The following is a 24,694-nucleotide window of genomic DNA, read 5'->3' as shown; positions in this document are numbered from 1 at the left end:
GTAGTTGACTCGCCGACAATATAGTTGTATTGTACAACTAGTTATGCGCTCATCCTCCGGCTACAACCTCGAACAATCACTCGGTCACCTGACGAGCCGCTTCTCCCGGCTACTCCTGCGACGGATCAGTGCCGCTTTCGCGCAACACGATTTTCCGATCACCGCCGATCAGTATGCCTTCCTCGTCCAGCTGTGGGCACATGACGGCCTTCCGCAGGGCGTTCTCGCCGAGAAGACCTCGCGGGACAAGACGACCATGGCACGCCTGGCCGCCGGGCTGGAAGAGCTTGGCCTGATCGTTCGGCAGCAAGGGCCGGACGACGCCCGGGAACGGTTGATCTTTCTCTCCGAACAGGGAAAAGCGCTGATGGCCGAGGCGACGGGGCTGGTCCAGGAGATTCTTACCGTGGCGCAGCAGGGGATCGAGCCGGCGCAGCTGGAGATCTGCCGCGAGGTGCTGCGCCGCGCCTATCGCAATCTGCAGCAGTAAGGGTTCCCTGAATTGTATCATCTGCCGCCGCATGTTCTCTCCCCTCCCTTGATGGGAAGGGGTAACGGGGCGGGTTATGGGTGGGGTGCGGAAGGCCTGCGCTCGTTTATAGTGTTTTTACCCGGATAGTGATAGACAACACCTATCCGGCGATCGGGAGTAACGTGTTCTTATGGAGATGACCACAACCGCGCCGGCCATTCAGCCGGCCGAAATGACCCGCGGCCAGCTGGCCCGCATGGTGCTGATCCTCGGCGCCTTGACCGCCTTCAGTTCGATGTCGATCGACATGTATCTCCCGGCCTTTCCGCAGATCGCCGGGGACCTCCGGGTGCCGCTCGGCACGGTGCAGCTCTCCGTCTCCGCCTTCCTGTTCGGCTCGGCGGCGGGGCAGCTGTTCTACGGGCCGCTGGCCGACCGGTGGGGACGGCGCCGGCCGCTCCTCTGGGGGCTGGCGCTCTATGTCGCCTCGACGATCGGTTGCGCCACCGTCCATACGGGTGGGGGGCTGTTGTTCTGGCGGGTGGTGATGGCGGTGGGGGGCGGGGCCGGGATGGTGATCTCCCGGGCGGTGGTCCGCGATCTCTACGATACCGCCGAGGCGGCACGGATGTTTTCGCTGTTGATGCTGGTGATGGGGGCGGCGCCGATCCTGGCGCCGATCTTCGGCGGGCAACTGCTGTTGGTCACCGGCTGGCGGGGGATTTTCGGCTTTCTCGGCGTCTTCGGCGTTGCCTCGATCATTGCTGCGGCGCTCGGGCTGCCCGAGTCGCTGCCGGCGGAGCGGCGCAGCCGGCGCGGCTTCGCCGAGATGACCGCCATTTACGGCCGGCTGCTCCGCCACCGGCGTTACCGGCGCTATGCCGTCGCCCTCGGCTGCGTCGCCGGGATCAACTTCGCCTACATCTCGGGGGCACCGTTCTTCTTCATCGAGCTGCACGGGGTCACCCCCCAGCAGTTCGGCCTCTTCTTCGGCGCCAACGCCTGCGGGCTGATCGGCGCCTCGCAGGTCAACCGCCGGCTGCTCCGCCGTTTCAGCGCCCAGCGGATCCTCCACGGGGCGTTCACCGTCAACGTGGTGGCGGCACTGCTGCTGACGGGATCGGTATTGAGCGGCGTCGGCGGCTTTCCGGCCCAGGTGGTGCTGATCTTCGTCTGCCTCAGCATGACCGGGCTGCTCTACCCGAACGTCACCGCCCTGGCCCTGGCCCCCTTCGATCAGGCGGCGGGGAGCGCTTCGGCGCTGCTCGGCACGATCCAGTATGCCCTCGGCGCCACGGCGGGGGTGCTGGTCGATCTGCTGGCCGGCGGCACGGCGCTGCCGATGATCGTCACCATGGCGCTCTGTGGCGGGGTCGGCTGGCTGGCGCAGCGGCTGCCGGCGGAGCGGGGCGCCTAGGCCGGGATCTTTGCCGATCCCGGCGCACGTTTGTGCGCCTGACTGCTGCCCACCTCGTTTGATCCCTGTTTTTTCCCCGTATCATTTCTTCGGCACCGTGCCCGTCACGTTTGTCGGCGACTGGCGCGGCCGCGCCCGCCCGGTGGCTTTAGGGCGTCCGGATCAGCCGGCGGACCGTGACATTGTAAGAACAGATCTGCCAGACGATCAGGCCGAGGATGACCGCCGTGCTGGAGACGGGCAGTCCGTCGTAGGTGAAGATGTCCCGTTGCCGCAGGGTCTTGTCGGCGCTGCCGGCCCGGTTGGGGCGATCCAGCAGGTTGCAGCTGATGCCGAGGGAGACGACGCCGGTTTTGCCGTTGACCGCTTTCTCCGGCGGCACGCGGTAGATCGAGACCTGGAAGCAGGAGAGGCACAAGAGAAAAATGAGGATCGCCAGGGAGGTCAGGTAGGCGGTCTTGGTTGCCTTTCCGGTCAGGACGGTCTCCCGCTCGTCGCGCTCGCGGATGAAGGCGAGCCGGGCGAGTATCCGCTCCCGCACGGCGCCGGACGTCAGCAGCCGGATGCTCAGCGCGATGGACAGCAGCATCCATGACGCATAGACGAGGCCGGCCGTGTTGTTGAGGACCGACACCACCCCGGCGGTCCGGTCGAGGCCGCCCGTGTTGTAGGCGTACGAAAATACGGCGAAGACCACCACAGCCGGCAGGCCGTAGAGGAAGACTTTTACCAGGATGGCATCGATTCTGTTCATTGTTGCTCCTCCTTGATCGAAAAGATCGCGTTGATGTCCGTTTCGAAAAAGCGGGCAATCCGGAAAGCCAGTTCCAGCGAGGGGTTGTAGCCGCCTCCTTCGATGGCCACAACGGTGGCGCGGGTAACGCCGACCTCCCGGGCAAGCTGTTCCTGGGTCAGTCGCCGCTCGGCCCGCAGGACATGCAGGCGGTTGACAATGGTGAGTTGGGGGCGCTCTTTGGCCATCTGCTCTCTCCGACGGTTGAATGCTGGCACTGTACAGTTTATTTGACATAGTGTCAAGTCTATTTGACTGAGGCGGGGAAACGGCCGCCGGGGCGGCCGTCTGGCGGCCGTCTGGTGGGCGTGGCGACGTCCGGCCACCGGCGATGGTCCGGCCGTGACCGGCGGTTTCGGCTAGCTTCCGGGGGGAGGGGTGGGTCTCGTGCCGCTAGTCGTAATGCTGATGGGCCGTGCGAATCCTTGAAAGCGCCGGGCCGAGCATCCGGAGTCGTTGCAGCATTCCCCACGGGCCGAAGCGGGCCAGGGTCGGGATGACCCGGTGGAACGGCACGGCCTTGGCCCAGAGTTTCGCCAGTTCGTCGTAAAAGACCGGCAGCGGCAGGGTGGTGGGGAGCAGGGCGTGGATCATGTCGTAGAGCTCCGGCTTGCGGCTCAACAGCTCCGCCTCGCGCTCGGCGTGGAGCCGGGTGCCGGGGAGGGGGGTCATGACGGTGAAGGTGGCGTAGGTGTGCTTCATGCGCCGGACGTGGGCGAGCAGGTTGCGGAAATCCGCGGCGCTGTAAGCCGGGTCGACCATGTAGGAGGCGTACATCATGATCCCGAGTTCGTCGAGGATCTGTACCGCCCGGGCCTGCTGGGCGATGGTAATCTCCTTGTTCATTGCCCGGAGCCGCTCGTCCGAGTAATCCTCCATGCCGACGAACACCTGGGCGAGGCCGATCTTCGCCCAGCGGGCGAACAGTTCCGGGTGCCGGACGATGGTATCGACCCGGCCGTAGAGGAAGTAGTTCTTCTTGATGCCCGCCGCCTCGATCAACCCGGCCAGCCGGTCCATCCGCTTCACATCGCACATCGACTCGTCGTCGCAGAAAAAGACGTTCGGCTCGGCAATCGTCTTCAGCTCCTCGACCACCGCTTCCGGTGCCCGGCGGAGGTATTTGCCGCCGGTGATCGACCAGAGCGCGCAGAAGGTGCAGCGGGCGGTACAGCCGAGCGAGGTGCGCACCGAGGCGAGCGGCTTGAACCACTCGCTGAAATAGCGGCTGCGGTGGCGAGCGGTCAGGGTGCGGTCGGGGACCGGCAGGTCGTTGAGATCGGTGTAGGGTCGCGGCTCGCTGAACCGCATCCCGGCGGGGTCGGGGAGAGCGAGCCCGGGGATCGCCAGAAGCGGCGTGCCGGCGGTCACCGCCCGGGCGATCTCGCGGAGGGTGAAGACCCCTTCGCCGATCACCACTGCATCGATGGCCGGGTCGTTGAAGTCGGTCGGCCGGACCGTGGCGTGGTGCCCGCCGACGACCACGAACAGCTCGGGCCGGTCGTTTTTCAGGCGGGCGGCGATCCCCTTGACGATGGTGAGGTGGCTGGTGTAGCCGGTCAGCCCCACCAGGTCGGGCTGGAAACGGCGGCAGGCGGCGGCGATGTCCGGCTCCAGCCGGGCGTCGAGGAGTTCCACCTCGTGGCCGTCCAGCCGCAGGCCGGCGCCCAGGTACTCCAGGGCCAGCGGTTCGAAGAGAAAGAACTGATCGGCAAAAGGGTCGTGGCTGGGTGGTTGGATGAGGAGTACACGCATGACGGTTCCCTCCCGAGCAATTAGAGTATTTACTCTAAACTAGACTGAATGCTCTAATACCGCAAGCGATTTTTCACGTGACCCTGCCGGTTGCCTTGCCAGCGGGCAGGAAAGCCTCCCCTGACAAGGGGATGTTTGGAGGGGGGTGCCGGCGGGATTTCCCTGCAAAGGGCGAAACATTTTTCGCCCCTCCGGTCTGCCGTGGCTACCGATCGTGCCTTTGCTCCTCACCTCTCACGCCTCACGGCACCCCCCGTCCGGTCGCAATCGCCGGGAGACGCGGTATACTCACCATAGCGAAATACCACCCTGCGGCGGCCCCGGCCACCAGGGCGACCAAGGCGGCACGCCGTGAAGAATTTCGAACTTGCCCGCATCTTTACCGAGATGGGCGACATTCTGGAAATCAAGGGGGATAACCCCTTCAAGATCAGGGCCTACCGGCGGGCCGCCCTGAACCTGGAAGGACTGGCCCAGAGCGTGGAGACCCTTTCCGACGCCGAACTGCGGGAAATCCCCGGCATCGGCGAGGAACTGGCCGCCAAGATCGAGGAATACTGTGCCACCGGCAGCGTTCATGCCCACGAGAAGCTGCAGGAGGCGCTGCCGCCGGGGCTGCTGGATATCCTCGCCATCCCCGGGCTCGGGCCCAAGACGGTGAAGCTCCTCTACGATCAGGCGGGGGTGACCGATCTCGACGGGCTGGAGCGGGCTGCCAACGACGGGAAACTGCTCGGGATCCCCGGCATCAGGGCCAAGACGGTGGAAAACATCCTCAAGGGGATCGCTACGGTACGGCGGGGACGGGAGCGGCGGCCGCTCGGGCTGGTACTGCCGCTGGCCCGGGAGCTGATGGCGGCATTGCAAAAGCAGGCCCCGATCGAGCGGCTTGAACTGGCCGGCAGCATCCGCCGGCGGCGGGAGACGGTGAAGGATATCGATCTCGTTGCGACGACGGCGGAGCCGGAACGGCTGATGGAGGCCTTCGTCCGGCTCCCGCTGGTGACGGATGTGGTGATGCACGGCCCGACCCGCTCCAGCGTCACCATCCGCGACGGCATCAACGTCGACCTGCGGGTGGTCGCGGGGGAATCGTTCGGGGCGGCGCTGGCCTACCTCACCGGCAGCAAGGGGCACAACATCCGCCTGCGCGACCTGGCGGTGCGCCGGGGGCTGAAGATCAACGAGTACGGCATCTTCCGCGAACCGGGCGGCGAGCGGCTCGGCGGCGCGGCGGAAGAGGACGTCTACCGGCTGCTGGAACTCCCGTTCGTCCCGCCGGAGCTGCGCGAGGATGGTGGGGAGGTGGAAGCGGCCCTGGCGGGGCAGCTGCCGCAGCTGGTCACCACCGCCGACATCCGCGGCGAGCTCCATGCCCACTCCCGCTGGAGCGACGGCGCCCACTCCCTCGACGAACTGGTCGCCGCCGCCCGGGCCCGCGGCCTCTCCTATCTGGCGCTCACCGATCACTCCCGGGGGCTGGGGGTGGCGAACGGCCTCACGCCGGAGCGCCTGCGCGAGCAGCGGCAGGAGGTGGCGGCGCTGAACGGGCGGCTGACCGGCTTCACCATCCTCCACGGCACCGAGATGGATATCCGCGGCGACGGCAGCCTCGATTTCCCGGACGAGGTCCTGGCGGAGCTCGACCTCGTCATCGCCTCGATCCATTCGGGCTTCCGCCAGTCGCGGGAGCAGCTGACCGGCCGGGTTTGCGCCGCCATGCGCAACCCCTACGTCGATATCATCGCCCATCCCACCGGCCGGTTGCTCGACGAGCGGGACCCCTACGAGATCGATCTCGCGGAGGTGGTGCGGGTGGCGCGGGAAACCGGGACCGCGCTGGAGATCAACGCCTATCCGCTCCGGCTCGATCTTGCCGACGTCTGGGCCCGGCGGGCGAAAGACGCCGGGGTGATGCTGGCGATCAATACCGACGTCCATGTCCTGAGCCAGTTCGAGACCCTCGATTACGGGGTGGCCGTGGCCCGACGGGGGTGGCTCGAAAAAGGGGATATCCTCAACTGTCTCGATCTTGCCGCGCTTCGCGCCTGGCTGGCCGCCAAACGTCGGCAGGCAAAGGGCTGACTACCGTTGCGGCGCACGAGGAGCATGCCGATGAAGAGCGTTTGCTGCCGGTTGCTGGTCATTATCCTGGTGGGGACCGCGGCCCTTGCTGCGCCGGCAGTGGCGCGCGCCGCAGCGACGACTGCGGTGCCGGCGGGAAAGGGCAACGAGGCGCTGGAGACCGAGAAGCTCGCCCAGGAGGTGGCCAACCTCAAACTGCAGAACGACAGCCTCAGGAGCCCCTGGACGAAGCTCTCGGCCAACGCCGCTTTCATGACCGCGGTGGTGGCGCTGTTGGGAGTCTTTGTCACCATTCGCAAGCAGCAGACCGAGAACCGCCGGCAGCGGGAGCTGGATCGGGAGCAGCGGGAGCGGGACCGTGAGCAGCGGGGACGGGAAGAGCAGCAGGAGATCGACCGGAAATTCGCTTCAATCCTGGCCGATCTCGGCGCCGAACGCGAGGCCATCCAGGCGGGCGCCGCTGTCTCCATCGTCACCTTTCTGGAGCCCGAATATCGGCGGCTGCATGAACAGATCTTCGCCGTGCTGCTGGCCAACCTGAAGATCGCCCACAGCGAGGCGGTCAACCAGCTGATCGTCGCCGCCTTCGAGAAGGCGGTGCGACAGAAGCTCGCCCGGACGACGGAGGCGGCTGAGCCGTTCGTGCCGGACTTTGCCCGGGCTACCCTCAACCAGGCCGATCTGGCGGACCTGGATCTGACCGGCGCCGATCTGGGGTTCACCCAACTGCGACTGGCGAATCTGAGCGGGGCGGTGCTGTTTCGGGTACGGGGGTACGAGGTCAACCTGGAAAAAGCGCGCCTGTCGCGCGCCAACCTCAACGAAGCGCGGTTGCAGCATGCTCACCTGAACGATGCCTATCTCCACGAATGCAACCTGGTGGCGGCGGACCTGAAGGGAGCGGAATTGCGGGGGGCCGAGTTCCAGCAGGCGAAGTTGCAGGCGGCGCACCTGGAAGGAGCCGATCTTACCGGCGCCCGGTTCGAACAGGCCAACGTCAGTGACGCCTATTTCCTCGGGGCGAAGTTCGATGCCCGGGCCCTGAAAAGCCTGAGCCGGGCGGTGAACTGGCAGAAGGCCCACTTGGATGGGCCGGTGAGAGAACAACTGGAGGAGTTGGCCCGCGGCTAACACGCGTCGCACAACGCGGCACCCGCTTGCGCGGACAACGCGTCACGCCGACGTCACCAGCCGCAGGCCACTGAAAGTGTAAGTGAAAACCGGCGGTTGTCAAGGGTGCTGCCGGGCGTCACGATGAAGAATATGCGCCGCGGGCGACGTCCGTACGCGAAACCCGACGGGAATATCTCCCCTGGAGGGGTGATCACATGACCACGCAACCATTCTCTTTGCCGGCGCTCTTGATCGCGGTGGCGGCGATCCCCCTGATCGGTGGGATGGTTCCGCCGAACCGCTGGTACGGCATCAGAACGGCGAGAACGTTGGCCGATCGGCGGGTCTGGTATCGAGCGAACAGGTTTGGCGGCTGGGCGTTCCTGCTGGCGAGCGTCGTCTATCTGCTGGTGGCGGTGATTTGCCCGACGGCGGGAGCCCACGATGCCGATTTTTCCCGCTGGCTGCTTCACCTTGCCGCTTTCGCGCTGCCGTTGCTCGCCGGGGCGATCGCGACCGGCCGGCATATCCGGCAGCTTTGAGCAAAACAGGCGCCGGGGCGCGTTGGCGAGCGGGTACGGAGGTGCGGCTGATATGAACAGTGTCGGCGAGGAGTGGCGGCCGAGCGTCAACCCCTGGATCATTGCCGCTGCAGTGATGCTGGCCACCTTCATGGAGGTGCTCGACACCACCATTGTCTCGGTGGCGCTTCCCCATATCGCCGGCAGTCTCTCCGCGACCACCGACGAGGCCACCTGGACCCTGACCAGCTATCTGGTCTCCAATGCCATCATTCTGCCGGCCAGCGGCTGGCTTGCCAAGTATCTCGGCCGCAAGCGCTTCCTCATCGGCTGCATAGTGCTTTTTACCACTTCGTCGCTCCTCTGCGGTCTTGCTACCTCGATGGGGATTCTGATCCTCGCCCGGGTCATCCAGGGGGTCGGTGGCGGGGCGCTGCAACCGATTTCCCAGGCGATCCTTCTGGAAAGCTTCCCGCCGGAGCAACGGGGAATGGCCATGGCGGCCTTCGCCCTCGGCGTGGTGGTCGCGCCGATTCTCGGCCCGACCCTCGGCGGCTGGCTGACGGACAATTACTCTTGGCGATGGGCCTTCTATATCAATGTCCCGGTGGGGATCCTGGCCGCGATGATGATTCGGGCCTTCATCGAGGATCCTCCTTATATCCGGGCGGCCCGGCCAGGGCGGATCGACGGGATTGGCTTCGGCTTGATGGCGGTGGCGCTGGCTACCCTGCAGATCATCCTCGACCGGGGGCAGCAGGACGACTGGTTTGCCGCCGACTGGATCCGCTGGTTCGCTGTCATCAGCCTCGTCTCGCTGATCGTCTTTATCGTCCGCGAGTTGCTGGTGGCGGAGCCGATCGTCAATCTCCGGGTGCTTCAGGACCGGAATTTTGCCATGGGGATCGTCTTGATCACCATGGTCGGGGTGGCCCTCTACAGCGCCATTACCCTGCTGCCGATCTTTCTCCAGACCTTGATGGGGTATTCGGCGCTGCAGAGCGGCATGGTGGTCGGGCCACGTGGCCTCGGCGCCCTGCTGACCATGCCGGTGGTCGGTTTCCTTACCGGCAAGGTCGACTTCCGCAAGCTGATCGGCGTCGGCTTTATCATTGTCGCTTTCTCCCTCTGGTGGTTCGGTGCCATCAACCTGGAGATCGCCATGCGCAACCTGATCTGGCCGAGTATTCTGACCGGAGTGGGGTTGGCGATGATCTTCGTTCCCCTCTCTGCCGTAGCGATGGGGACGCTTCCCCAGATGGAGATCGGCAACGCCAGCGGCATCTTCAATCTGATGCGTAACGTCGGCGGCAGTGTCGGTATTTCCGCAGTTACCACCATGCTGACCCGGGACGCCCAGACTCACCAAGCCAATATGGTTGCCCATCTGACCCCCGGCGATCTCGCCTTCGGTCTTCGCAGCCAGGCGCTGCAACGTTATCTTGCCGGCCATGCCGATCAGGCTGATGCGGCCCGTCAGGCTCAGGGAGTCATCTACGGCGAGCTGCAGCGGCAGTCCACTCTGTGGGCTTTCGTCGACAATTTCCGAATGCTGGCGCTGATCTGTCTCGTCTGTGCCGGGACGGTCTTCTTTTTCAAACGGGTAAAAGGGAAGAGGGCCGGCCCGGCCCATTGATGGAGCGGGGTCGGGCACATCCCATCGCTTGCCCTGGCGCCCGTTTTATGGTTGTATTGGTATGTCTGTAATTAGGTGGATAGGTAAGTAGGTAATAGAAAAAAAGGGGGGGTGCGTGGAGCAGTATCTGGCAGTAAGTGAAATCATCGACTGGCAGCATCCGGAAATCCTGGCTCTGGCGGCGGAGCTTGCCACCAATGCCCCTTCGCCGGCCGCGGTGGCGGAGCGCTGCTTCACCTGGGTGCGGGACAGCATTCGCCATAGCTGGGATTACCAGCTCAATCCCGTTACCTGCAGTTCCTCCGAGGTGCTGCGCCACCGGACCGGCTACTGCTATGCCAAAAGTCATCTTCTCGCGGCGCTCTTGCGGGCGAACCGGTTGCCGGCCGGTTTCTGCTATCAGCGGTTGAGTCTCGGGGGGAGCGGCCCGCCGTATTGCCTCCACGGCTTGAATGCCGTCTACCTGCCGAAGCATGGCTGGTACCGGATCGATGCCCGGGGGAACAAGGAGGGGATTGACGCCGGCTTCACTCCGCCGGTTGAACGGCTTGCCTTCGCAATCGGCGACTGGCCGGAGGGCGATCTGCCGGAAATCTGGCCCGCGCCGCTCCCCTGCGTGGTGGCCGCCCTGCGCCGCTACCGCGATGTCCGCGAGCTGTACGATAATCTCCCCGACATTGAGCTGGTGACTGTCTCGCCCCGCTAACCCGTCGGGGTGCCTTCCAGGCCGATGTCAGCGGCTGCCGTTCGCATCCCGTCGATGGTGTCGGCAATCAAGTCGTTCAGTTCAACACCGAGCATTGCCGCTCCCCGTTCGATGATCGACCGGTCGACACCTGCGGCGAATACCTTGTCCTTCCACTTCTTGGTCACGCTCTTCACCGGCAGGTCGAGGACGCTCTTCGACGGCCGCACCAAGGCCGCGGCGGCGACCAGACCGGTCAGTTCGTCGATGGCATAGAGGGCCTTTTCCAACGCCGATTGCGGCTCTACGTCGCTGCAAATTCCCCAGCCGTGGGAAACTACCGCCCGGATATGCGCTTCCGGCCATCCTGCCTGGCGGAGGATTTCCGGGGCATGCCCGCAATGCTCGTCCGGATGCTGTTCGTAGTCGATATCGTGGACCAGGCCGATCACTCCCCAGAGTTCCTGGTCTTCGCCACGTTTTTTCGCCAGGTGGCGCATCACTGCCTCAACGGCCAGGGCATGCCGTCGAAGGTTGTCGCTCGTTACGTAACTGGTGAGGAGGTGCCATGCTTCATCGCGGGTCGGTCCGTTCATCGGTGCTCCTTTACTGGGGTGTTGGGTGAAGCCGGCGGAAGGTCATCGTCTCGCCGCAGCGCAGCGGAGCAGTTCCTCGGCCCGGGGAATATCCTCTTCGGCGACATGAATCTCTTTCCCCGGCGGATTGATCCCTCCTTCGCGCAGAAAGTATTCGATCGCCCCCCCCTTTGAGGATACTCTCAACTCTTGCCAGATCGGTTTCGTCCTTTGGATCGTAGAACCGTGCCATGTTGAACACCTCCTTTTCCTTGCCGGGATGGCGCAGCAGGTAGCTGACCGGCGTTACCCGTTTCGCTGCACCTGGCAACCTCTGGGTACGTCCATTCTATCATGAATCGTCCGGCGGGCGCGATCGGTGCGCGGCGCGGCCCATTTTCCCCGCCGTTGCCTCCCGCCCCTGCCGGTCGATTGATGGTATACTCAGTTACAGCTCACCCATTTCCGTGCCGGAGGATATACCCATGGTCCGATGGCTGATTTTCGCCGCCCTGTTCCTGCTGACCACCACCGCCTGCACTGTGTACCGGAAAGAACTCGACACCAACCCGGCCTTTGCCCCCCATCATTTCCGCTATTTCGATCTGGCGGTCGACTGGCGGGCCGAACGGACGGCCGAGGGCGTGCGTTTGAGCGGAACGGTAACCAACCGGCGCGACTATTACCTGCGGTTCCTGGAGCTGACTGCCCGGCTGCTCGATCAGGGAGGGACGATCGTCGCCCGGGGGAGCTTCTCCGACTTCCCCACCTATCTGCCGCCCGGGAAAAGCGAACCGTTCCAGTTGGTGGTGCCCCTTCCCGCCGGAACGACCGCGGCGCGGGTCCATTTCACCTATGTCTACTGGCTGGTTGAGGCACCACCGGCATTCAGAGGGGAGAGCGACAAGCCGGAGTTCGGCAGCTTCGTCTCACCGCTGTGAGCGGCTGGGGTTTGCCGTCGGTCAGGGGAACTCCCAGCCGGCGCTGCCGATCAGCGGGACGAATCTGACGTCGAGGAGCTCCTCGCGTCGGTATTCGTCCGTTCCCAGCCGGCGAATTCGGACCAGGGTCTGGAAACTTGGATGGGGTCCGACGGGAATGACCAGTCTTCCCCCTTCGGCAAGCTGCTCAAGGAGCGGCCGGGGGATATCCGGTGCCCCGGCGGTGACGACGATCGCCTCGTAGGGGGCATGGTCGGGCCAGCCGAGGGTCCCGTCGCCGAGATGAACGACGATGTTGCGATAGCCGAGCCGTTCGAGCCGGTTGCGGGCAGTCCGGGCTAGTTCCGCCAGCCGCTCGATAGTATAGACCTGCCCGGCGATCCGGCTGAGCACGGCGGCAGCGTATCCCGAGCCGGTGCCTATTTCGAGTACCCGGTCGCCGGCGGTCAGCTCCAGAGCCTCGGTCATGTAGGCGACGATGTACGGCTGGGAGATGGTCTGCTCTTCGCCGATCGGCAATGGCCGGTCCGCATAGGCGATGGTCGCCAGTTCCGGAGGGACGAATTCCTCGCGGGGGATTTCCCGCATTGCCGCCAGCACTGCCGGGTCGCGGATGCCCCGCCACTTCAGCTGCTCTTCGATCATGGTGTCGCGCAGGACGGCCAACTCGTGCATGGCTCCTCCTCGTACTGCGGCAATGTCGCCTCGACACCCTCAAGTGTAATCGTTCCCCGGAGGATTACAATTCCGGTCGCCGACGGTCGCCTCGCCATCTTCTTACTGAAGAAACTCAGCTTTGCGCCGATAGAGATAACAAGGTACGGGGCAGGGGACCATCGGGCAACAGAGGGATTACGGGAGCAGGTCCGGGAGGCGAACATGGGTACGGAATATCTGGCACTTGGGATCGAAATGATCGACAAACAGCACGCGGAACTGTTTAAAAGGCTGGAAATGCTGCTGGACGCGTGCGTCAACGGGAGCTGCCGGGAGGAAGCCGTCAGGATGCTGAAATTTCTGAACAGCTACGTCGATATTCATTTCGCCGCCGAGGAGGAGTTAATGCGGGAGTACGACCATCCCGAGTACCGTTATCATCGCTTCCAGCACGACGATTTTCTCCGCCACCTCGACTATGTCAAGCGCGACATCGATGCCCGGGGGATCACTACCGACCTGGTCCTTCATATCAACCAGATGCTGATCGATTGGCTCAAACAGCATATCCTTGAAGTCGACAAGGCGATGACCGATTACCTGAAAAGCCGGCTCGCGGCGCAACCGGCCGGCTGAAGCACGTTCCTTTTCCCACCGGCTGCCATTTCCCGTGCTGGCCGTCATCCGGCGCGTTGCGCCGGGATCCCGTCAATAGATCACGATCTTTGTCGCCACCCAGCTGGTAATGCTGTCGTATTGGGTGGGTGTCAGCGCCGAGCCGAACGATTGCGAGCCGCTGGTGGTGGCGAGGGCGTACGCGGTCGTATCGATCAGTCCCGAAAAGATTCGCTGATTCAGGCTGTTTACCCCGGCGACGGTAATGCCGATGAATTTGTTGCTCGCACTGGTGCTGGTCACCGCGTAGTCGATCGAAAAACTGACTGCCGTCGAGGTCCGGTTGTTGACGGTTCCGGTGAGTGAGTCAACGGTGATCTGTCCGGTGGCATCGGTGGTAATCGGGCTGACGGTGGAGTAATTGTTGAAGCCGCCGGAGCTGCCCGACTGCGCTTTGGTCATGCTGGTGAAGGTCCCGCTGGCAGGGGCGCTGCTCGGGCCGACGGTGAGGGTGGTGGTAACCAGGGCGTGGTAGCCGGTGGCCGAAGTGTGGCGGAGGGCAACGGTCTGCCCGGGGTTGATCAGGCCGCTGGCGCTGGTGAAGGTGCCGCCGTCGAGCGAGTATTCGCCATTTGTCACGCTGATCGACGTAGCCGCGCTGTTCCCCCTGATGGTAATGCTGTCGGAGGTGACGGTGGTGCTGACGTCGACGTCGAGCTTGGGGGCGAAGGTGAACGACGAGATGTTGCTGAAGACGGCGGGAGCGCTCATTGTCACGCTGGAGAAGGTCGAACTGACGCCGCCGATGGTCAGGGTCGTCGTGGTGGTGGTGCCGTAGGGGATGGCCGAGATGTGGCGGACCGTGACGGTCTGCCCGGCATTGACTTTGCCGCTGGCGCTCGTATAGGGGCCGTTGTCGAGCGAGTATTCGCCGTTGCTGATGCTGATCGGCGCGGCGTAAGAGTTGCCGCTGACGGTAATGCTGTTCGAGACGATCGGTGTGCGCCGGTTGACGCCGCTCTTGGCGGCAAAGCTGAAGTCGTTCGGTTTGGTGCCGTCGGGGAACCACTCGAAGTCGCCGCAGCCGGCAATGGTCAGAGTGATGAACAACAGCGGCAACAGCCTTGTAATCATGATTACCTCGTTTTGACCGACAGGATGAAAATCGGCTTTGTCAGGGGGAGCCGTCTGGCGGTTTCGTCTATTGTTTGGTGTTTACTAATTTTTTACAAAGAGGTCAAGCGTTAAGCTGTGCCGGCCGGGCTACGGCTCAACCACCACGGTCGTCCGGTCGACGCCGGTGTTGCCGGTGGCCGGATCGAACGCGTAGACGGTGATGTCGTATATCCCCGAATCTTTCAGGGGGAGGGTGCCGGAGAATTTGTCCGGTTCGCCGGCGTAGGCGAGCGGAAATTCGCCAAGTGGCGCGCCGTTCCGTTTGACTATCGCCCGGACCTCAAACCTGCCGGCATCCCAGAGCCCACCCTTCGTTACCGGGCAACCGCACATCATCACCAGGTTAGCCCGGAGTTCCACCGTGGTAGGCAGCTCTTCCGCCGCCAGGGTCGTATGGACCGCCGGCGTCAGGATGTCGAGGACCAGCCCCGGGAGTTCCAGGAGCACGCCGTCGCCGCTGTTGAGATCCTTGCCCGGCAGCAGCCATTGGGTGACCGACGCCGCCGCGGCGGCGTGCGTCCGGGCGAGCGGGCCGACAGCCTTGATCTCCACCAGGGTCGGCTCGGTGATGTCGATGGTGGTGCTGAACCGCGCCGCGGCGGTATCGGAGAGCACTGCTCCCCGGGTGACCGGGTGGCGCATCAGCCGGTCGGTGTTGCCGGTCGTTCCGCTGGTGACCCCCTTGGCCAGCAGTTCACCGGTCCCGGCGTTGCGAATGGTGATCAACGCCCCGCCCATCGTCGTGCCGATGAATTTGGCATCTTTGCTCTTCACCCGGACGGTGATGCCGGTCGGTACCGCCAGGACCGGCACCGCCCAGGCAAGGACAACCATCGCCAGCAGGCTTTTCCATCGGTTCATCGGTTACCCCCTCCCGCATGCGTCGTTCGTTTCTGAACTGTATCACAAGAGCACGGTGTTTGCCCGGCGCGGAGGCGTCACCGGGAGGATTGCGGGGCGGACGGCGTGTTGCCGATCAGTGGTTTTTATGCACGGTGTCAGTAGTGAGCCGGGTCGGGCCGGTTGTTATACGGCTGGAGAACGGTGTCGGCCGTGAAGGGGGGGAGGCAGACAGCAAGATAATCGGCCCCGCCGGGGAGCGGGGTGCTGTACTGGACCCATTCACCGGCTTGGACGATGATTGCCTGGCCGACGGTAACATCAACCTCCTCGTCAAGGAGCCGGACGCGCAGCGTCCCGCGCAGGACCACGGAATATTCGTCGAATTCGGGGACGTGGCCCGGTTTGCTCCAGCCAGCGGGACTGAGCATCCGGGAGATGCTCACCTGGGCGGCCTGACTGTTGACCTTGCCGATGAGCTCCTCGACCCGCTTTGCCGCACTGCTGGCGGTATTGGCAACGACCGGTGATGAAATGAGTAATGCCATGCGCGCTCCGTCTCAGGCGCCGGTATGTTTTACCGACATCCTTATTTTTTCATAGCACACAAACCTACAACATGAAAGCGTCTTTTGGGGGGTAACTGCTTGTAAACACGAAAGGTTACTATATGTAGTAACCTTTTTCGTTCATGAGGATATTTTTTTTATCGAGTGGTGAGACGGGACATGCCGTGCTGCAGCTGTTTGGTTGGATGGAGGGACGCTGGCGGGAAGGTCACCCCACCACCGCGCCGCTTGGGCGAAGTGGTGAGGAGACGGTTGTCATCGTGCCGGGAAGGGGGAGGACAGGGTGACGCTGAATGTTTGGCCGCCGCGGGAGAATTTGACCCGTCGCTCGCCGATTTCGACGATCCGGGCGCCGGCGACCTCGGCGCCTTCACCGAGCAGTGCCCCGTTGACGACCGCCCGGCGGAGGCTCCGCTCGTCCTGCCAGGCGATGCCGGAGACCGAGATGCCGTCCCCTCCGGCAACGGCCGGGGCGTTGTCATTGGCATGGCGCTGTACCGGCTGGGGCGCGGGACGAGGCGGCGGGAGAGGGGCGGCGGCCACCGCCGGTGCGGGTTCCGCTGTCGGCGCCGGGGCAGGCATTGCCGCCGGTGGTTGGGGGGCCGGCATGACGGGAGCGACTGGAGCCGCTACCGGCTGTGGGACGGTGATGGCCGGGCGGGTGGCCGACTGATTGTCATTGCGGGCGACGAGGTCAGCCGGTGGGGTCGGCTGCTTCCCGCCCTTCCAGAGGAAAAGGCCGAGGCCGACAGCCAGCAGCAGGCCGCCGCCGAGCAGGGGGAGTGCCCGCCGTTTCGCCGGTGCGGCACTCCGCCGGTGGCCGAGCACTTCGGGGCGGATATCGAGAGTCCCTCCCTGGCGGGCTTTCCGTTCCTGCTCCATTTTGCGCAATGCGTCGAGAATCAGGCTCATCCCTGTTGCTCCTTGGTGGTGATCGTTGCCGGCGTCAGCTGCCCGTTCTTCCCGTTACTGCCGGCGCTGTGGGCCAATCCGGGGGGGAAGAAGCCACCTCCCCGCCGATAGAGGAGCAACAGGGTCCGTTCACCGGCCCGCCCGTCGGGAGCAAGCCCTTCCGTCTGCTGGAATCTTCGGATCGCCTCCTGGGTGGTTTTGTCATACACCCCGCTGGTTCGCCCTTGGTAGGCCCCGGCACCCCGCAACAGCTCCTGCAGCGGTTTGACTCCCTTGTCCCGGCTTCCCTGCTTCAGCCGGGTGGGGATGGTGAGGAAGTTTTTCCAGAGCAGCAGAGCACGGCCGTTCCAGAGTAACTGCAGCTCCTTGGCGGTCAGAGTGGTGCGGCCGGCAATCGCCGGGGTCACTGTAGCCCGGCCATCGACCAGCCCGGTCAGGGCAACGAAACGGCGGTTGCCGGCGGGAAGGGGAATCTGGAGGAGTGCCGGCGCGTCGAGCCGGGCCAAGCTGTCGAGAGTGCCGGTGAACTCGCTAACCGCCAACCCCCGCTGCTGAACGAGCCCCTGTGGGTCGAGCCGACCTTTGCCCGGCGAAGCGAGCGGCGGTGCCTGCCAGGTCGCCAGCAGCGCATTGACCGCCGTAAGGAGGTTGTCCCGTTCCGGAACGGCAGCCAATTCTCTGATTGCGGTCGGAAGACTGAAGGGGGCGACGGCGGTGGCGGGCGGCGGGGCCGCTTCGCTCCGGGCCGGGGGAGGAACCGAGTTGCCGCGCTTCTCCCGTACGAGGGCGCCGGCGGCTGCGGCGGCCACGAGGATGGTGCCGGCCAGGACGGCGTAGCGAAACCGGAAGGCTGGCCGGGCCTCGTCCTTGCGCAGATCGGCAATGGCCAGTCGGACCATCGCCGGGGTGACGTGCCGGGCTTCCCGGGTGTAGGCGAGCAGCAGCCCTCGGTCGCAGACTCCATTGATCAGCCGGGGGAGGCCGCCGGAGTAACGATAGATCCGCTTGACGGCGGCCGGGGAAAAATGTACCGGCTCACGGCCGCCGGCGGCGATCCTGATCCGGTGGCGGATATATTCGCCGGTATCTTCCAGCTCCATCGGTTCCAGGTGATAGCGGACGGTGATCCGCTGGTTGAGCTGGCGCAATTCGTCGCGGGCCAGCAGCAGCCGCAGCTCCGGCTGCCCCACCAGCACGATCTGGATCAGCTTGTCCCGATCGGTTTCCAGGTTGGAAATGAGCCTGATCTGCTCCAGCACCTCGGCAGAAAGGTTCTGGGCCTCGTCGATTACCAGCACTACGGTGTGGCCGGCCCGGTTTTCATCGAGGAGAAAGCGGTTCAGCTCGTCGAGCAGGTCCCCTTTTTCACTGCTTGTCCCGGGAAGGCCGAATTCCCGGCTGATTCCCTGCAGCAGGCCGAGGGGAGAGATGGTCGGGTTGAAGATCAGCGCGGTCCGGTAGGTGTCGGGATCGAGCTGGCTGAGGAAGGTGCGAATGACCGTCGTCTTCCCTGTCCCCACTTCGCCCGACAGCTCGATGAAGCCGGCGTGGTTGTCGATGCCGTAGAGGAGATGGGCGAACGCCTCTTGGTGATGGGTGCTGAGAAAGAGGAAGCCGGGGTTCGGGGTCAGGGCGAACGGCGGTTCGCTGAAGCCGAAATGTTCACAATACATAGCTATCCGTTGGGGCCGGCGTGGCCGGCGCTGGTTGATGCTTCTGACCGGGAGTGCGGTACGGACACCGCCGGCTGGCCCGACGACGGTGCCCGTCTTCCCGGATAGTCGCGGTTCCGGTGCGAAATGTCAAGCCGTCACTGTTCGAGGATATTGACGATCTCCGGGACGGCCTGGGTCATCACTTCCTGCATGGTCGAGCGGAGAAGCGAGCCGGCCAGCAGTTCCCGGTCCTTGATGGCGTAATCGGTGGTCTTCGACTCGTAGTGGAGCTTTTTGACCATGGCCCCTTTTTTCCAGACGTTGATACCGATGGCCAGCCGGCATTTCGCCTCGACATCGGTCAGGCTCGACAGCTGGTTGAGGGTCAGCTGCACCTGAACCACGTCGAGCATTTTGCCCGGTGCCTGGGGCGGGGTGGTCGTTGAAATAATATTGTAGCCGGCGCGCCGCAGCTCCTGGGACAGGGCGTCCTGGACCATGCCGGCGGGAGGCATGGTACTGAGGAGGTCGTCGATTTTTACCCCGTCGCGGTTGGTGACACTGCCGATGACCCACCTGATGGCGGTGGCGTCGGTGGCGGGGTTGGCGGCCGAGGTGACGAGGTACAGGTCGCCCGAACCCTTTTTGGTGAAGGTGACCGGGTCATAAAGCATGGCTATCTGGCTCGAATAGGCAGCGCAGCCGGCGTTGGTCAGCAACGCCAAGAAACAGAGTAGGATGGCTAATTTCCCCAAGGGGTGGCGTGTCATAGAGACTCCTTTCATGGTCGGGCCGGTTTCGGGAAAGCTTACCGCTGCCGGCGCCGAAGATCAATCCTTTCCACTGGGACGACAATTTTCGCTGTGACCGTGCGGCGGGGGCGCCAACCGGTCAGGCCTCGGCCGGCAGGCTGATGGTGAAAACGGTCCCCGTTTCCCGGCTGCTTGCGACGGTGACCCGGCCGTGATGCTCTTCGACTACCTGCTGGGTGATGGAGAGCCCCAGGCCGGTGCCGGTCCCCTTGCAGGTGAAGAACGGCTCGAAAATCAGCGGCAGGTCCGCCTCGGCGATGCCGGGACCGTTGTCGGCAATAGTAACGGTAACCGCCGTGCCGGCGGTGGCGGTGCAAATTTCGACGTTGCCGCCGTTCGGTACCGCTTCCAGGGCATTCTTCACCAGGTTCAGCAGCGCCTGCTTGATCTTCTCCACGTCGAAGCGGAATGGCGGCAGTTCGCCCGCCGTGAAAGTCATCGTCACCCGTTGCCGCTCCCCTTCCCGGCGCAGCAGAAGCAGCGTGTCCTGGATCACCCGGTTGAGATCGCCGGTCCGGAAACAGGCCTTGGGAGGGGATGAGTAATTGAGCAGGGCGGCAACCAGCCGTTCGACCCGTTCGAGTTCCTGAAGCGCCTTACTCATCATGGCCTGGTTTTCCGGGTCGAGTCCCGGGCTGTCGTGGAGGTCGTCGAGGAGCAGCGCGACGCCGGTGAGGGGATTCCGCACCTCATGGGCGATTCCGGCGGCCAGTTTACCGAGGGAGGCGAGCCGGTCGAGCCGGGCCATCTCTTCGCGGAACCGCTCCCTTTCCGTCTCGTCGCGCATGGTGACGGTGGTTCCGCCGCTCCCGCCGCTCCCGATCGGGAAGAAGCCGATTTCGAAGTGGCGCAGCTGGTCGTACCGTTCCACCGTCAGCGGCGTCCGGCCGTATCCCCGCCGTTCCGTCAGCACCTCGTCGAGTCTCCTCGCCAGGGCGCCCCACGGGGCGAAAAGCTGCCGGCAGTCGACGCCGGGGGTCGCCCCCTCGCCGAGAATGGCCCGGCCTGTGCCGTTGACCGAGGTGAGCTGACCATTCGGCGAGACGGTCATGATGGCGCTGGAGATGCTTTCGAGGATGCTTTCCTTGAAGTTGCGTTCGTCGAGGATCGAGCGGCGGGAGAGCTCCAACTCGTCGAGGGTCCTGAGCAGGCTGTTCTTGCGTTGTTCCAGCTCTTCCGCCATTCGGTTGAACGATATGGCAAGCTCGCCGACTTCATCCCGACCGCTGATTTCGACCCGGCTGCCGGTATCGCCGGCAGCCAGACGCCGGACGCCGTCGGTCAACTGGGCGAGGGGACGGGTGATCCCCCGGGAGAGAAACCAGGCGCAGATTGCCACCAGCAGCGAGGTGGCGGCAACGATCACCGCCGAGAGCCGCAAGTGGTCCCGCAGCTGCCGGTTGATCAGCCCGGCGCCGGTCCGGGCCGATTCGTGGAACTGGTCGACCTGGAAGCCGATGGTCACGCCGCCGAAGATGCCATACCGGCGATAGTCGCCGGTATGGTAGCGGATCGGCGCGAACGCCATGATTTTTTTCGCCCCGCCGACATTGGTGATGTCGACAAAACCCGATTTGCCCTCCCGGACCAGTTCGGCCACCCGCGGGTAGTTCGGGTGAATGAACCCGGCATCATCCAGATTGAAGGGGATTCGTCCGGCGGAGATGTCGTCGGGCGACGAATGGCTGGTGTAGGGGGGAACCAACCGTCCGGCCCGGTCGACCCCCCGGATGTCCCAGTATTTCGGATGGGTGATGATCCAGCCTTCGTCGTCGAACAGGAAGGCGTAGTTGCCGCTCTTGTAAGAAGGGAAGACGGTGGCCCGGTTCTGCCCCGGATTGATGTGCTGGGTGAATTCCATCAGCTGCCGGTGGTCGAGGGAGAGCACGACGATACCGGCAAACGTGCCGCGCCGGTCGAAGAGCGGGGTGGCAAAACGGATCACTCCCCGGTATTCCTGGCCGCCGTAGGCCGATTCCGGGTCGGGGGCGCCGGCCAGCTGCTCGTTTCGACTCAGGTGATAGCCGGTAAGGTGGGAAACGTAGATTTCCCCGCGGGCCAGCCGGCGGGTTTTCTTGAAGTACTCCTCGCGCCGATATTCGGTGCCGGCCGGGGTGGCGACGTTGCGCAATTCCGCCGGCGCGACGACCCTTCCTTCCCGAATCGCAAAGGTCTCCCGGCCGTTTCGGTCGACGATGGCCAAGGCGCTGTAGCAGGGGAGCAGTTCCCGAACCTCCCGGGGGGCGGCGGCGCTGCCGGCACGGTGCCAGACCTCGCCGCGGCGGCTGTCGTAGAAGGCGGTCAATACGGCGGGGGTGCGGGGGAGTGCGGCACAGAGCAACAGGTCGGCCTCGCATTGGCCGAGGAAGGCGCTGATCGAGTCGGCCACCTGCTCTGCCTGGAGACGCAGGCTTTCCGACGCTCGCAGGTCGGCCGCAGCGTTGCTCCGCTCGACCAGTTCGCCCCGCACGCCGCGCAGGTTGAGCGCCAGGATCAGCGAAGAGACCAAGAGCGGCACCAGCGAGAGGACCAGCATGGCGAGGAGAATCTTACGGAACAGCGGGAACTGTTTCATTGGCGTCCCCCGGCCATCCGGCCGCTTTCCGGGCAGCGACGGAGCAGTAGCATGAACACCGGCCCCATCAGGGCGCCCAGTCCGGCGGTGGCAAAAGCGATCCCCCATTCGCCGGAAATCCCGGGCAGTGGCTCCCAGCCACGGCAGAGGTCAAGTGCCCAGCCGAAGACCGTCGGCGAGATCATGCCGAGGGAGTAGCCGACCAATGACTGGAGGCCCATTGCCGCTCCCAGGTAGCCCGGGGCAACCAGTTCGGTCAGCCCGGTAGAAAAGACCGGCGATTCGGCGACGATCAGATAGCCGTAGGCGAGGCCGACCGCTACTGCCAGCAGCGGCGGCAGGTTGACCAGCCAGCCGAAGGTGAAGGAGAGGAGGGCACTGCCGAGCATGACGAAGGCGATGGTCCGGGTCCTGCCGAGCCGGTCGGAAACGGTGCCGGTAATGGCGGTGGCGAAGGCACCGACACCGATGATGCCGGCGGCGGCGGTGGCAGCCCAGCCGGTGGCGATCCCCCGGGCCACGCCGTGACTGACCAGGGAGGCGGTGAAAAAGGGGGCCAGCCAGCTGCGCATCCCGTACATCTCCCACATGTGACAGCCGTAGCCGAGGATCATCAACAGCGCCGGTTTGTTGTGGACGATCTCCTTCTGGAAGCTCTGGTCCGAGCGGTGGTGCTGCGGCGGCCGATAGCCGCGGAAAACCGGCCAGGCAATGGCAGCTCCGACGTAGACGCCGAAGGAGCATACGATGATCGCCTGACGCCAACCGGCCACCGTCGCCACGGCGCCGGTGACGGCCAGCGACAGCGAGGCGCCGAGCACCAGCGCTCCGACGTAGATGCCGACGGCGCGGCCCCGCTCTTCCGGGGCGAATTTTTCCGCCACCAGCTTCAATCCCGGCATGTAGGTCCCCCCCATGCCGATGCCGGTCAGGGCACGCAGCACCAGTGCCGACAGGTAGTCGTGGGCGAACAGGGCGAAGAGAAGATTGGCGGTGCCGGACCAGAGGGCGGCGATGAGGAAGATATGCTTGGTGTTGAGGCGGTCGGTCAGGGCGGAGAGAATCACCCCGGAGGCGATGTAGCCGAGCTGGTAGACGGAAAAGATCGAGCCGGCCATGGTGTTGTTCATCCCCCATTCGGCCTTCAAGAGCGGCAGGACGGCCGAATAGTTGATGAACACCAGCATGATGAAGAGCTGCGCCAGGCAGAGAAGTGTGAGCCAGCGGGATTTCTCGGACATGAAAGTTCCTGTTTGCGGTACCGCCGCGCCGGGCGGACCGTTGTCGCGTCAGGGAACGTGCCGGGATGACAGGGAATTATAGCGGCTTTTCCCCGGTGGGGCAATCTTTTAATGAGGATGTGGCGGACGAAAAAAAGCCCCGCTTGGCGGGGCTTTCCGGTTGCGAACAGGGAGAGCTGGCCGTGGTTAGCGACCGGCGCTCCGGGAGGTGGTGGGGGTAAAGCCGAGCAGATCGGCCCAGCCGCGGATGAAGCTGGCCAGGAAGAGACCCTGAGGGGCGGCTTCGCCGGTAACTTCGGTGGCCGGTGCCGACTTGCGGGCCGGGCGGAGCGCCAGGGTCATCACCGCACCGGCGATCAGCATGCCGCCGGCCAGGAGGAACGAGGCCCGGAAACTGCCGGTCTGGTTGTTGAGCATTTCGGAGGCGCGGCCCATGACGAAGCCACCGACGCCCCAGGCGGTGAAGAGGATGCCGTAATTGAGCCCGTAGTTCTTGAGCCCCCAGTAATCCTTGCTGAAGGATGGGAAGAGGGAGAGGTTGGCGCCGTAGTTGAAGCCGATGAAGGTCGCCAGGAGGACCACCAGGACGGCGTTTGGTTCGCCGGCGCCGACAATGCCAATGGCGGCGAACATCAGGCAGGCCTGGAAGATGAACATGATCATCAGGGTGGCCGTCCGGCCGATCTTGTCGGAGAGGATTCCGGCCACTACCCGGCCGCCGGCGTTGCCGAGGGCCATGATCGCCACGGCCAGGAAGGCCATTGCTCCCATGCTTTTCTTGGCGATCCCGGCAACGCTGCCGATCACCATCAGCCCGGCGCCGGCGCCGATGAAGTAGGTGATCCAGAGGATGTAGAATTTGCCCGAACGGAGCATCTCGCTGGCCGTGGCGTTGACCGCCGGCTTGGCCGGAGCGGCTTTGGCGGTCGTAGCGGCTGCCGCCGTCTCGGCGGGAACGTAGCCGGCAGGCGGGTTGACGAGCAGGAACGACAGGCCGCAGACCACCACCGCGAAGGCCGTGGCCAGGATCAGCATTGCCGTGCCGATCCCGACGGTCCCGAGCAGGTAGGTGGAGAGCGGCGCGATGTAGACCGGGGCGAGCCCGAACCCGGCCACGACGATCCCGGCAATGAGTCCGGTTTTGGAGGAGGGGAACCACTTGAGGGCCGGTGGGGTGGCTGCCGAATAACCGAAGCCGAAGCCGGCGCCGGCGAGGACGCCGAAGCCGAGTACCCAGGCGGCATAGCTGGTGCTCTGGGAAATGATGACGAAGCCGGCACCGACGAGGACGCCGCCGATCAGGGCGGTGCGGGCCGGACCGATCTTGTCCTGGCATTTGCCGGCCAGGATCATTGCGAAGGCAAAAACCAGGCAGCAGACGGCATAGGGGTCGTTAACCGACGAGAGATCCCAGTTGAATGCGCCGGGCCCACCCTTGGCAATGGAGGTCTTGATGGCCCCCTTGAAGATGCTCCAGGCGTAGAGGACGCCGAGTGCCAGGTTGATCCCGGTACCGGCAAGGGCGACTTGCCACCCTCTGTTCTTGGTCGATTCCGTCATTATTGCACCTCCTGATGAAAGTTGCCTCATGTATTGATGGTGTTTGTTGAGGAAAGAGCAACTTGCATACCAGTGTTATAAAAATGGTT

At 64.5% G+C, this 24,694-nt stretch carries 24 protein-coding genes; 9 read left to right on the top strand and 15 right to left on the bottom strand.

Features of this window, described 5'->3' with window-relative positions; translation table 11 throughout:
- The first annotated feature begins 43 nt into the window (after positions 1–43).
- Positions 44–490: a MarR family winged helix-turn-helix transcriptional regulator gene (locus QMN23_RS12820; RefSeq protein WP_281999720.1), complete on the top strand. Its 447-nt coding sequence runs from the start codon at positions 44–46 to the stop codon at positions 488–490.
- Between the two features lie 172 nt (positions 491–662).
- On the top strand, positions 663–1,889 hold the full coding sequence (locus QMN23_RS12815) for a multidrug effflux MFS transporter (RefSeq protein WP_281999719.1): 1,227 nt from the start codon (positions 663–665) through the stop codon (positions 1,887–1,889).
- A 148-nt stretch (positions 1,890–2,037) separates the two neighbouring features.
- Here the strand turns inward: QMN23_RS12815 and QMN23_RS12810 are convergent, their stop codons facing one another.
- From QMN23_RS12810 to QMN23_RS12800, 3 genes are all read right to left on the bottom strand, one after another.
- On the bottom strand, positions 2,038–2,643 hold the full coding sequence (locus tag QMN23_RS12810) for a hypothetical protein (protein WP_281999718.1): 606 nt from the start codon (positions 2,641–2,643) through the stop codon (positions 2,038–2,040).
- A complete protein-coding gene (locus QMN23_RS12805; protein WP_281999717.1) occupies positions 2,640–2,870 on the bottom strand; it encodes a helix-turn-helix transcriptional regulator in 231 nt (76 codons plus the stop codon). The genes QMN23_RS12810 and QMN23_RS12805 overlap by 4 nt, the downstream gene beginning before the upstream one ends.
- Positions 2,871–3,075: 205 nt before the next feature.
- Positions 3,076–4,437, bottom strand: a complete 1,362-nt coding sequence (locus QMN23_RS12800) for a B12-binding domain-containing radical SAM protein (RefSeq protein WP_281999716.1) — start codon at positions 4,435–4,437, stop codon at positions 3,076–3,078.
- A 351-nt stretch (positions 4,438–4,788) separates the two neighbouring features.
- Here QMN23_RS12800 and polX point away from each other — a divergent pair, with 351 nt between their 5' ends.
- The 5 genes from polX to QMN23_RS12775 all read left to right on the top strand — a co-directional run bounded on the left by polX (position 4,789) and on the right by QMN23_RS12775 (position 10,498).
- The gene (gene polX, locus QMN23_RS12795) at positions 4,789–6,522 is read left to right on the top strand and encodes a DNA polymerase/3'-5' exonuclease PolX (protein ID WP_281999715.1); all 1,734 of its coding nucleotides are present in this window, start codon (positions 4,789–4,791) and stop codon (positions 6,520–6,522) included.
- Positions 6,523–6,552: 30 nt separating this feature from the next.
- The gene (locus QMN23_RS12790; RefSeq protein WP_281999714.1) at positions 6,553–7,653 is read left to right on the top strand and encodes a pentapeptide repeat-containing protein; all 1,101 of its coding nucleotides are present in this window, start codon (positions 6,553–6,555) and stop codon (positions 7,651–7,653) included.
- A gap of 197 nt (positions 7,654–7,850) precedes the next feature.
- Positions 7,851–8,177 carry an SdpI family protein gene (locus QMN23_RS12785; RefSeq protein ID WP_281999713.1) on the top strand — a complete coding sequence of 109 codons (327 nt, stop codon included), beginning with the start codon at positions 7,851–7,853 and terminating at the stop codon, positions 8,175–8,177.
- Between the two features lie 52 nt (positions 8,178–8,229).
- A complete protein-coding gene (locus QMN23_RS12780) occupies positions 8,230–9,792 on the top strand; it encodes a DHA2 family efflux MFS transporter permease subunit (RefSeq protein WP_281999712.1) in 1,563 nt (520 codons plus the stop codon).
- 115 nt (positions 9,793–9,907) lie between these two features.
- Entirely contained in the window at positions 9,908–10,498 is a 591-nt protein-coding gene (locus tag QMN23_RS12775) for a transglutaminase-like domain-containing protein (protein ID WP_281999711.1), read from the top strand.
- On the opposite strand, the gene QMN23_RS12770 is transcribed toward QMN23_RS12775, so the two are convergent.
- A complete protein-coding gene (locus tag QMN23_RS12770) occupies positions 10,495–11,073 on the bottom strand; it encodes an HDIG domain-containing metalloprotein (protein ID WP_281999710.1) in 579 nt (192 codons plus the stop codon). The genes QMN23_RS12775 and QMN23_RS12770 overlap by 4 nt on opposite strands.
- Positions 11,074–11,115: 42 nt before the next feature.
- Positions 11,116–11,259, bottom strand: coding sequence for a hypothetical protein (locus QMN23_RS12765; RefSeq protein WP_348835185.1), 144 nt, complete (start codon positions 11,257–11,259; stop codon positions 11,116–11,118).
- Between the two features lie 278 nt (positions 11,260–11,537).
- Here QMN23_RS12765 and QMN23_RS12760 point away from each other — a divergent pair, with 278 nt between their 5' ends.
- Positions 11,538–11,993, top strand: a complete 456-nt coding sequence (locus tag QMN23_RS12760) for an FxLYD domain-containing protein (protein WP_281999709.1) — start codon at positions 11,538–11,540, stop codon at positions 11,991–11,993.
- Positions 11,994–12,014: 21 nt separating this feature from the next.
- Here QMN23_RS12760 and QMN23_RS12755 read toward each other — a convergent pair whose 3' ends face one another.
- Positions 12,015–12,668: a protein-L-isoaspartate(D-aspartate) O-methyltransferase gene (locus QMN23_RS12755; RefSeq protein WP_281999708.1), complete on the bottom strand. Its 654-nt coding sequence runs from the start codon at positions 12,666–12,668 to the stop codon at positions 12,015–12,017.
- A gap of 204 nt (positions 12,669–12,872) precedes the next feature.
- Here QMN23_RS12755 and QMN23_RS12750 point away from each other — a divergent pair, with 204 nt between their 5' ends.
- Positions 12,873–13,286, top strand: coding sequence for a bacteriohemerythrin (locus QMN23_RS12750; RefSeq protein ID WP_281999707.1), 414 nt, complete (start codon positions 12,873–12,875; stop codon positions 13,284–13,286).
- Positions 13,287–13,358: 72 nt separating this feature from the next.
- On the opposite strand, the gene QMN23_RS12745 is transcribed toward QMN23_RS12750, so the two are convergent.
- From QMN23_RS12745 to QMN23_RS12705, 9 genes are all read right to left on the bottom strand, one after another.
- Positions 13,359–14,399: a hypothetical protein gene (locus tag QMN23_RS12745; protein WP_281999706.1), complete on the bottom strand. Its 1,041-nt coding sequence runs from the start codon at positions 14,397–14,399 to the stop codon at positions 13,359–13,361.
- Between the two features lie 129 nt (positions 14,400–14,528).
- Positions 14,529–15,302, bottom strand: coding sequence for a hypothetical protein (locus tag QMN23_RS12740; RefSeq protein WP_281999705.1), 774 nt, complete (start codon positions 15,300–15,302; stop codon positions 14,529–14,531).
- A gap of 137 nt (positions 15,303–15,439) precedes the next feature.
- A complete protein-coding gene (locus QMN23_RS12735; RefSeq protein ID WP_281999704.1) occupies positions 15,440–15,829 on the bottom strand; it encodes a cupin domain-containing protein in 390 nt (129 codons plus the stop codon).
- Positions 15,830–16,105: 276 nt separating this feature from the next.
- Positions 16,106–16,762: a hypothetical protein gene (locus QMN23_RS12730; RefSeq protein WP_281999703.1), complete on the bottom strand. Its 657-nt coding sequence runs from the start codon at positions 16,760–16,762 to the stop codon at positions 16,106–16,108.
- The gene (locus QMN23_RS12725; protein WP_281999702.1) at positions 16,759–18,435 is read right to left on the bottom strand and encodes an AAA family ATPase; all 1,677 of its coding nucleotides are present in this window, start codon (positions 18,433–18,435) and stop codon (positions 16,759–16,761) included. Before QMN23_RS12725 ends, QMN23_RS12730 begins: the two co-directional genes overlap by 4 nt.
- A 137-nt stretch (positions 18,436–18,572) precedes the next feature.
- Positions 18,573–19,187 (bottom strand): hypothetical protein, encoded by a 615-nt coding sequence (locus tag QMN23_RS12720; RefSeq protein ID WP_281999701.1) that lies wholly within the window; start codon positions 19,185–19,187, stop codon positions 18,573–18,575.
- 121 nt (positions 19,188–19,308) lie between these two features.
- Positions 19,309–21,804, bottom strand: a complete 2,496-nt coding sequence (locus QMN23_RS12715; protein WP_281999700.1) for a PAS domain-containing sensor histidine kinase — start codon at positions 21,802–21,804, stop codon at positions 19,309–19,311.
- Positions 21,801–23,045 (bottom strand): MFS transporter, encoded by a 1,245-nt coding sequence (locus QMN23_RS12710; RefSeq protein WP_281999699.1) that lies wholly within the window; start codon positions 23,043–23,045, stop codon positions 21,801–21,803. The genes QMN23_RS12715 and QMN23_RS12710 overlap by 4 nt, the downstream gene beginning before the upstream one ends.
- A gap of 186 nt (positions 23,046–23,231) precedes the next feature.
- A complete protein-coding gene (locus QMN23_RS12705) occupies positions 23,232–24,605 on the bottom strand; it encodes an L-lactate MFS transporter (protein WP_281999698.1) in 1,374 nt (457 codons plus the stop codon).
- Positions 24,606–24,694: the final 89 nt, after the last annotated feature.

The organism is Geotalea uraniireducens (assembly GCF_027943965.1).
GTDB lineage: Bacteria > Desulfobacterota > Desulfuromonadia > Geobacterales > Geobacteraceae > Geobacter > Geobacter uraniireducens.
Note: the sequence above shows the minus strand (reverse complement) of the source record. Positions and strands in the feature narration are given on the sequence as shown.

Excerpts from the sequence above, each read along its gene's own strand:
- QMN23_RS12820 (WP_281999720.1), top strand. The coding sequence starts at position 44 with ATGCGCTCATCCTCCGGCTACAACCTCGAACAATCACTCGGTCACCTG.
- QMN23_RS12815 (WP_281999719.1), top strand. The coding sequence starts at position 663 with ATGGAGATGACCACAACCGCGCCGGCCATTCAGCCGGCCGAAATGACC.
- QMN23_RS12810 (WP_281999718.1), bottom strand. The coding sequence starts at position 2,643 with ATGAACAGAATCGATGCCATCCTGGTAAAAGTCTTCCTCTACGGCCTG.
- QMN23_RS12805 (WP_281999717.1), bottom strand. The coding sequence starts at position 2,870 with ATGGCCAAAGAGCGCCCCCAACTCACCATTGTCAACCGCCTGCATGTC.
- QMN23_RS12800 (WP_281999716.1), bottom strand. The coding sequence starts at position 4,437 with ATGCGTGTACTCCTCATCCAACCACCCAGCCACGACCCTTTTGCCGAT.
- QMN23_RS12790 (WP_281999714.1), top strand. The coding sequence starts at position 6,553 with ATGAAGAGCGTTTGCTGCCGGTTGCTGGTCATTATCCTGGTGGGGACC.
- QMN23_RS12785 (WP_281999713.1), top strand. The coding sequence starts at position 7,851 with ATGACCACGCAACCATTCTCTTTGCCGGCGCTCTTGATCGCGGTGGCG.
- QMN23_RS12780 (WP_281999712.1), top strand. The coding sequence starts at position 8,230 with ATGAACAGTGTCGGCGAGGAGTGGCGGCCGAGCGTCAACCCCTGGATC.
- QMN23_RS12770 (WP_281999710.1), bottom strand. The coding sequence starts at position 11,073 with ATGAACGGACCGACCCGCGATGAAGCATGGCACCTCCTCACCAGTTAC.
- QMN23_RS12760 (WP_281999709.1), top strand. The coding sequence starts at position 11,538 with ATGGTCCGATGGCTGATTTTCGCCGCCCTGTTCCTGCTGACCACCACC.
- QMN23_RS12755 (WP_281999708.1), bottom strand. The coding sequence starts at position 12,668 with ATGCACGAGTTGGCCGTCCTGCGCGACACCATGATCGAAGAGCAGCTG.
- QMN23_RS12750 (WP_281999707.1), top strand. The coding sequence starts at position 12,873 with ATGGGTACGGAATATCTGGCACTTGGGATCGAAATGATCGACAAACAG.
- QMN23_RS12745 (WP_281999706.1), bottom strand. The coding sequence starts at position 14,399 with ATGATTACAAGGCTGTTGCCGCTGTTGTTCATCACTCTGACCATTGCC.
- QMN23_RS12740 (WP_281999705.1), bottom strand. The coding sequence starts at position 15,302 with ATGAACCGATGGAAAAGCCTGCTGGCGATGGTTGTCCTTGCCTGGGCG.
- QMN23_RS12735 (WP_281999704.1), bottom strand. The coding sequence starts at position 15,829 with ATGGCATTACTCATTTCATCACCGGTCGTTGCCAATACCGCCAGCAGT.
- QMN23_RS12730 (WP_281999703.1), bottom strand. The coding sequence starts at position 16,762 with ATGAGCCTGATTCTCGACGCATTGCGCAAAATGGAGCAGGAACGGAAA.
- QMN23_RS12725 (WP_281999702.1), bottom strand. The coding sequence starts at position 18,435 with ATGTATTGTGAACATTTCGGCTTCAGCGAACCGCCGTTCGCCCTGACC.
- QMN23_RS12720 (WP_281999701.1), bottom strand. The coding sequence starts at position 19,187 with ATGACACGCCACCCCTTGGGGAAATTAGCCATCCTACTCTGTTTCTTG.
- QMN23_RS12715 (WP_281999700.1), bottom strand. The coding sequence starts at position 21,804 with ATGAAACAGTTCCCGCTGTTCCGTAAGATTCTCCTCGCCATGCTGGTC.
- QMN23_RS12710 (WP_281999699.1), bottom strand. The coding sequence starts at position 23,045 with ATGTCCGAGAAATCCCGCTGGCTCACACTTCTCTGCCTGGCGCAGCTC.
- QMN23_RS12705 (WP_281999698.1), bottom strand. The coding sequence starts at position 24,605 with ATGACGGAATCGACCAAGAACAGAGGGTGGCAAGTCGCCCTTGCCGGT.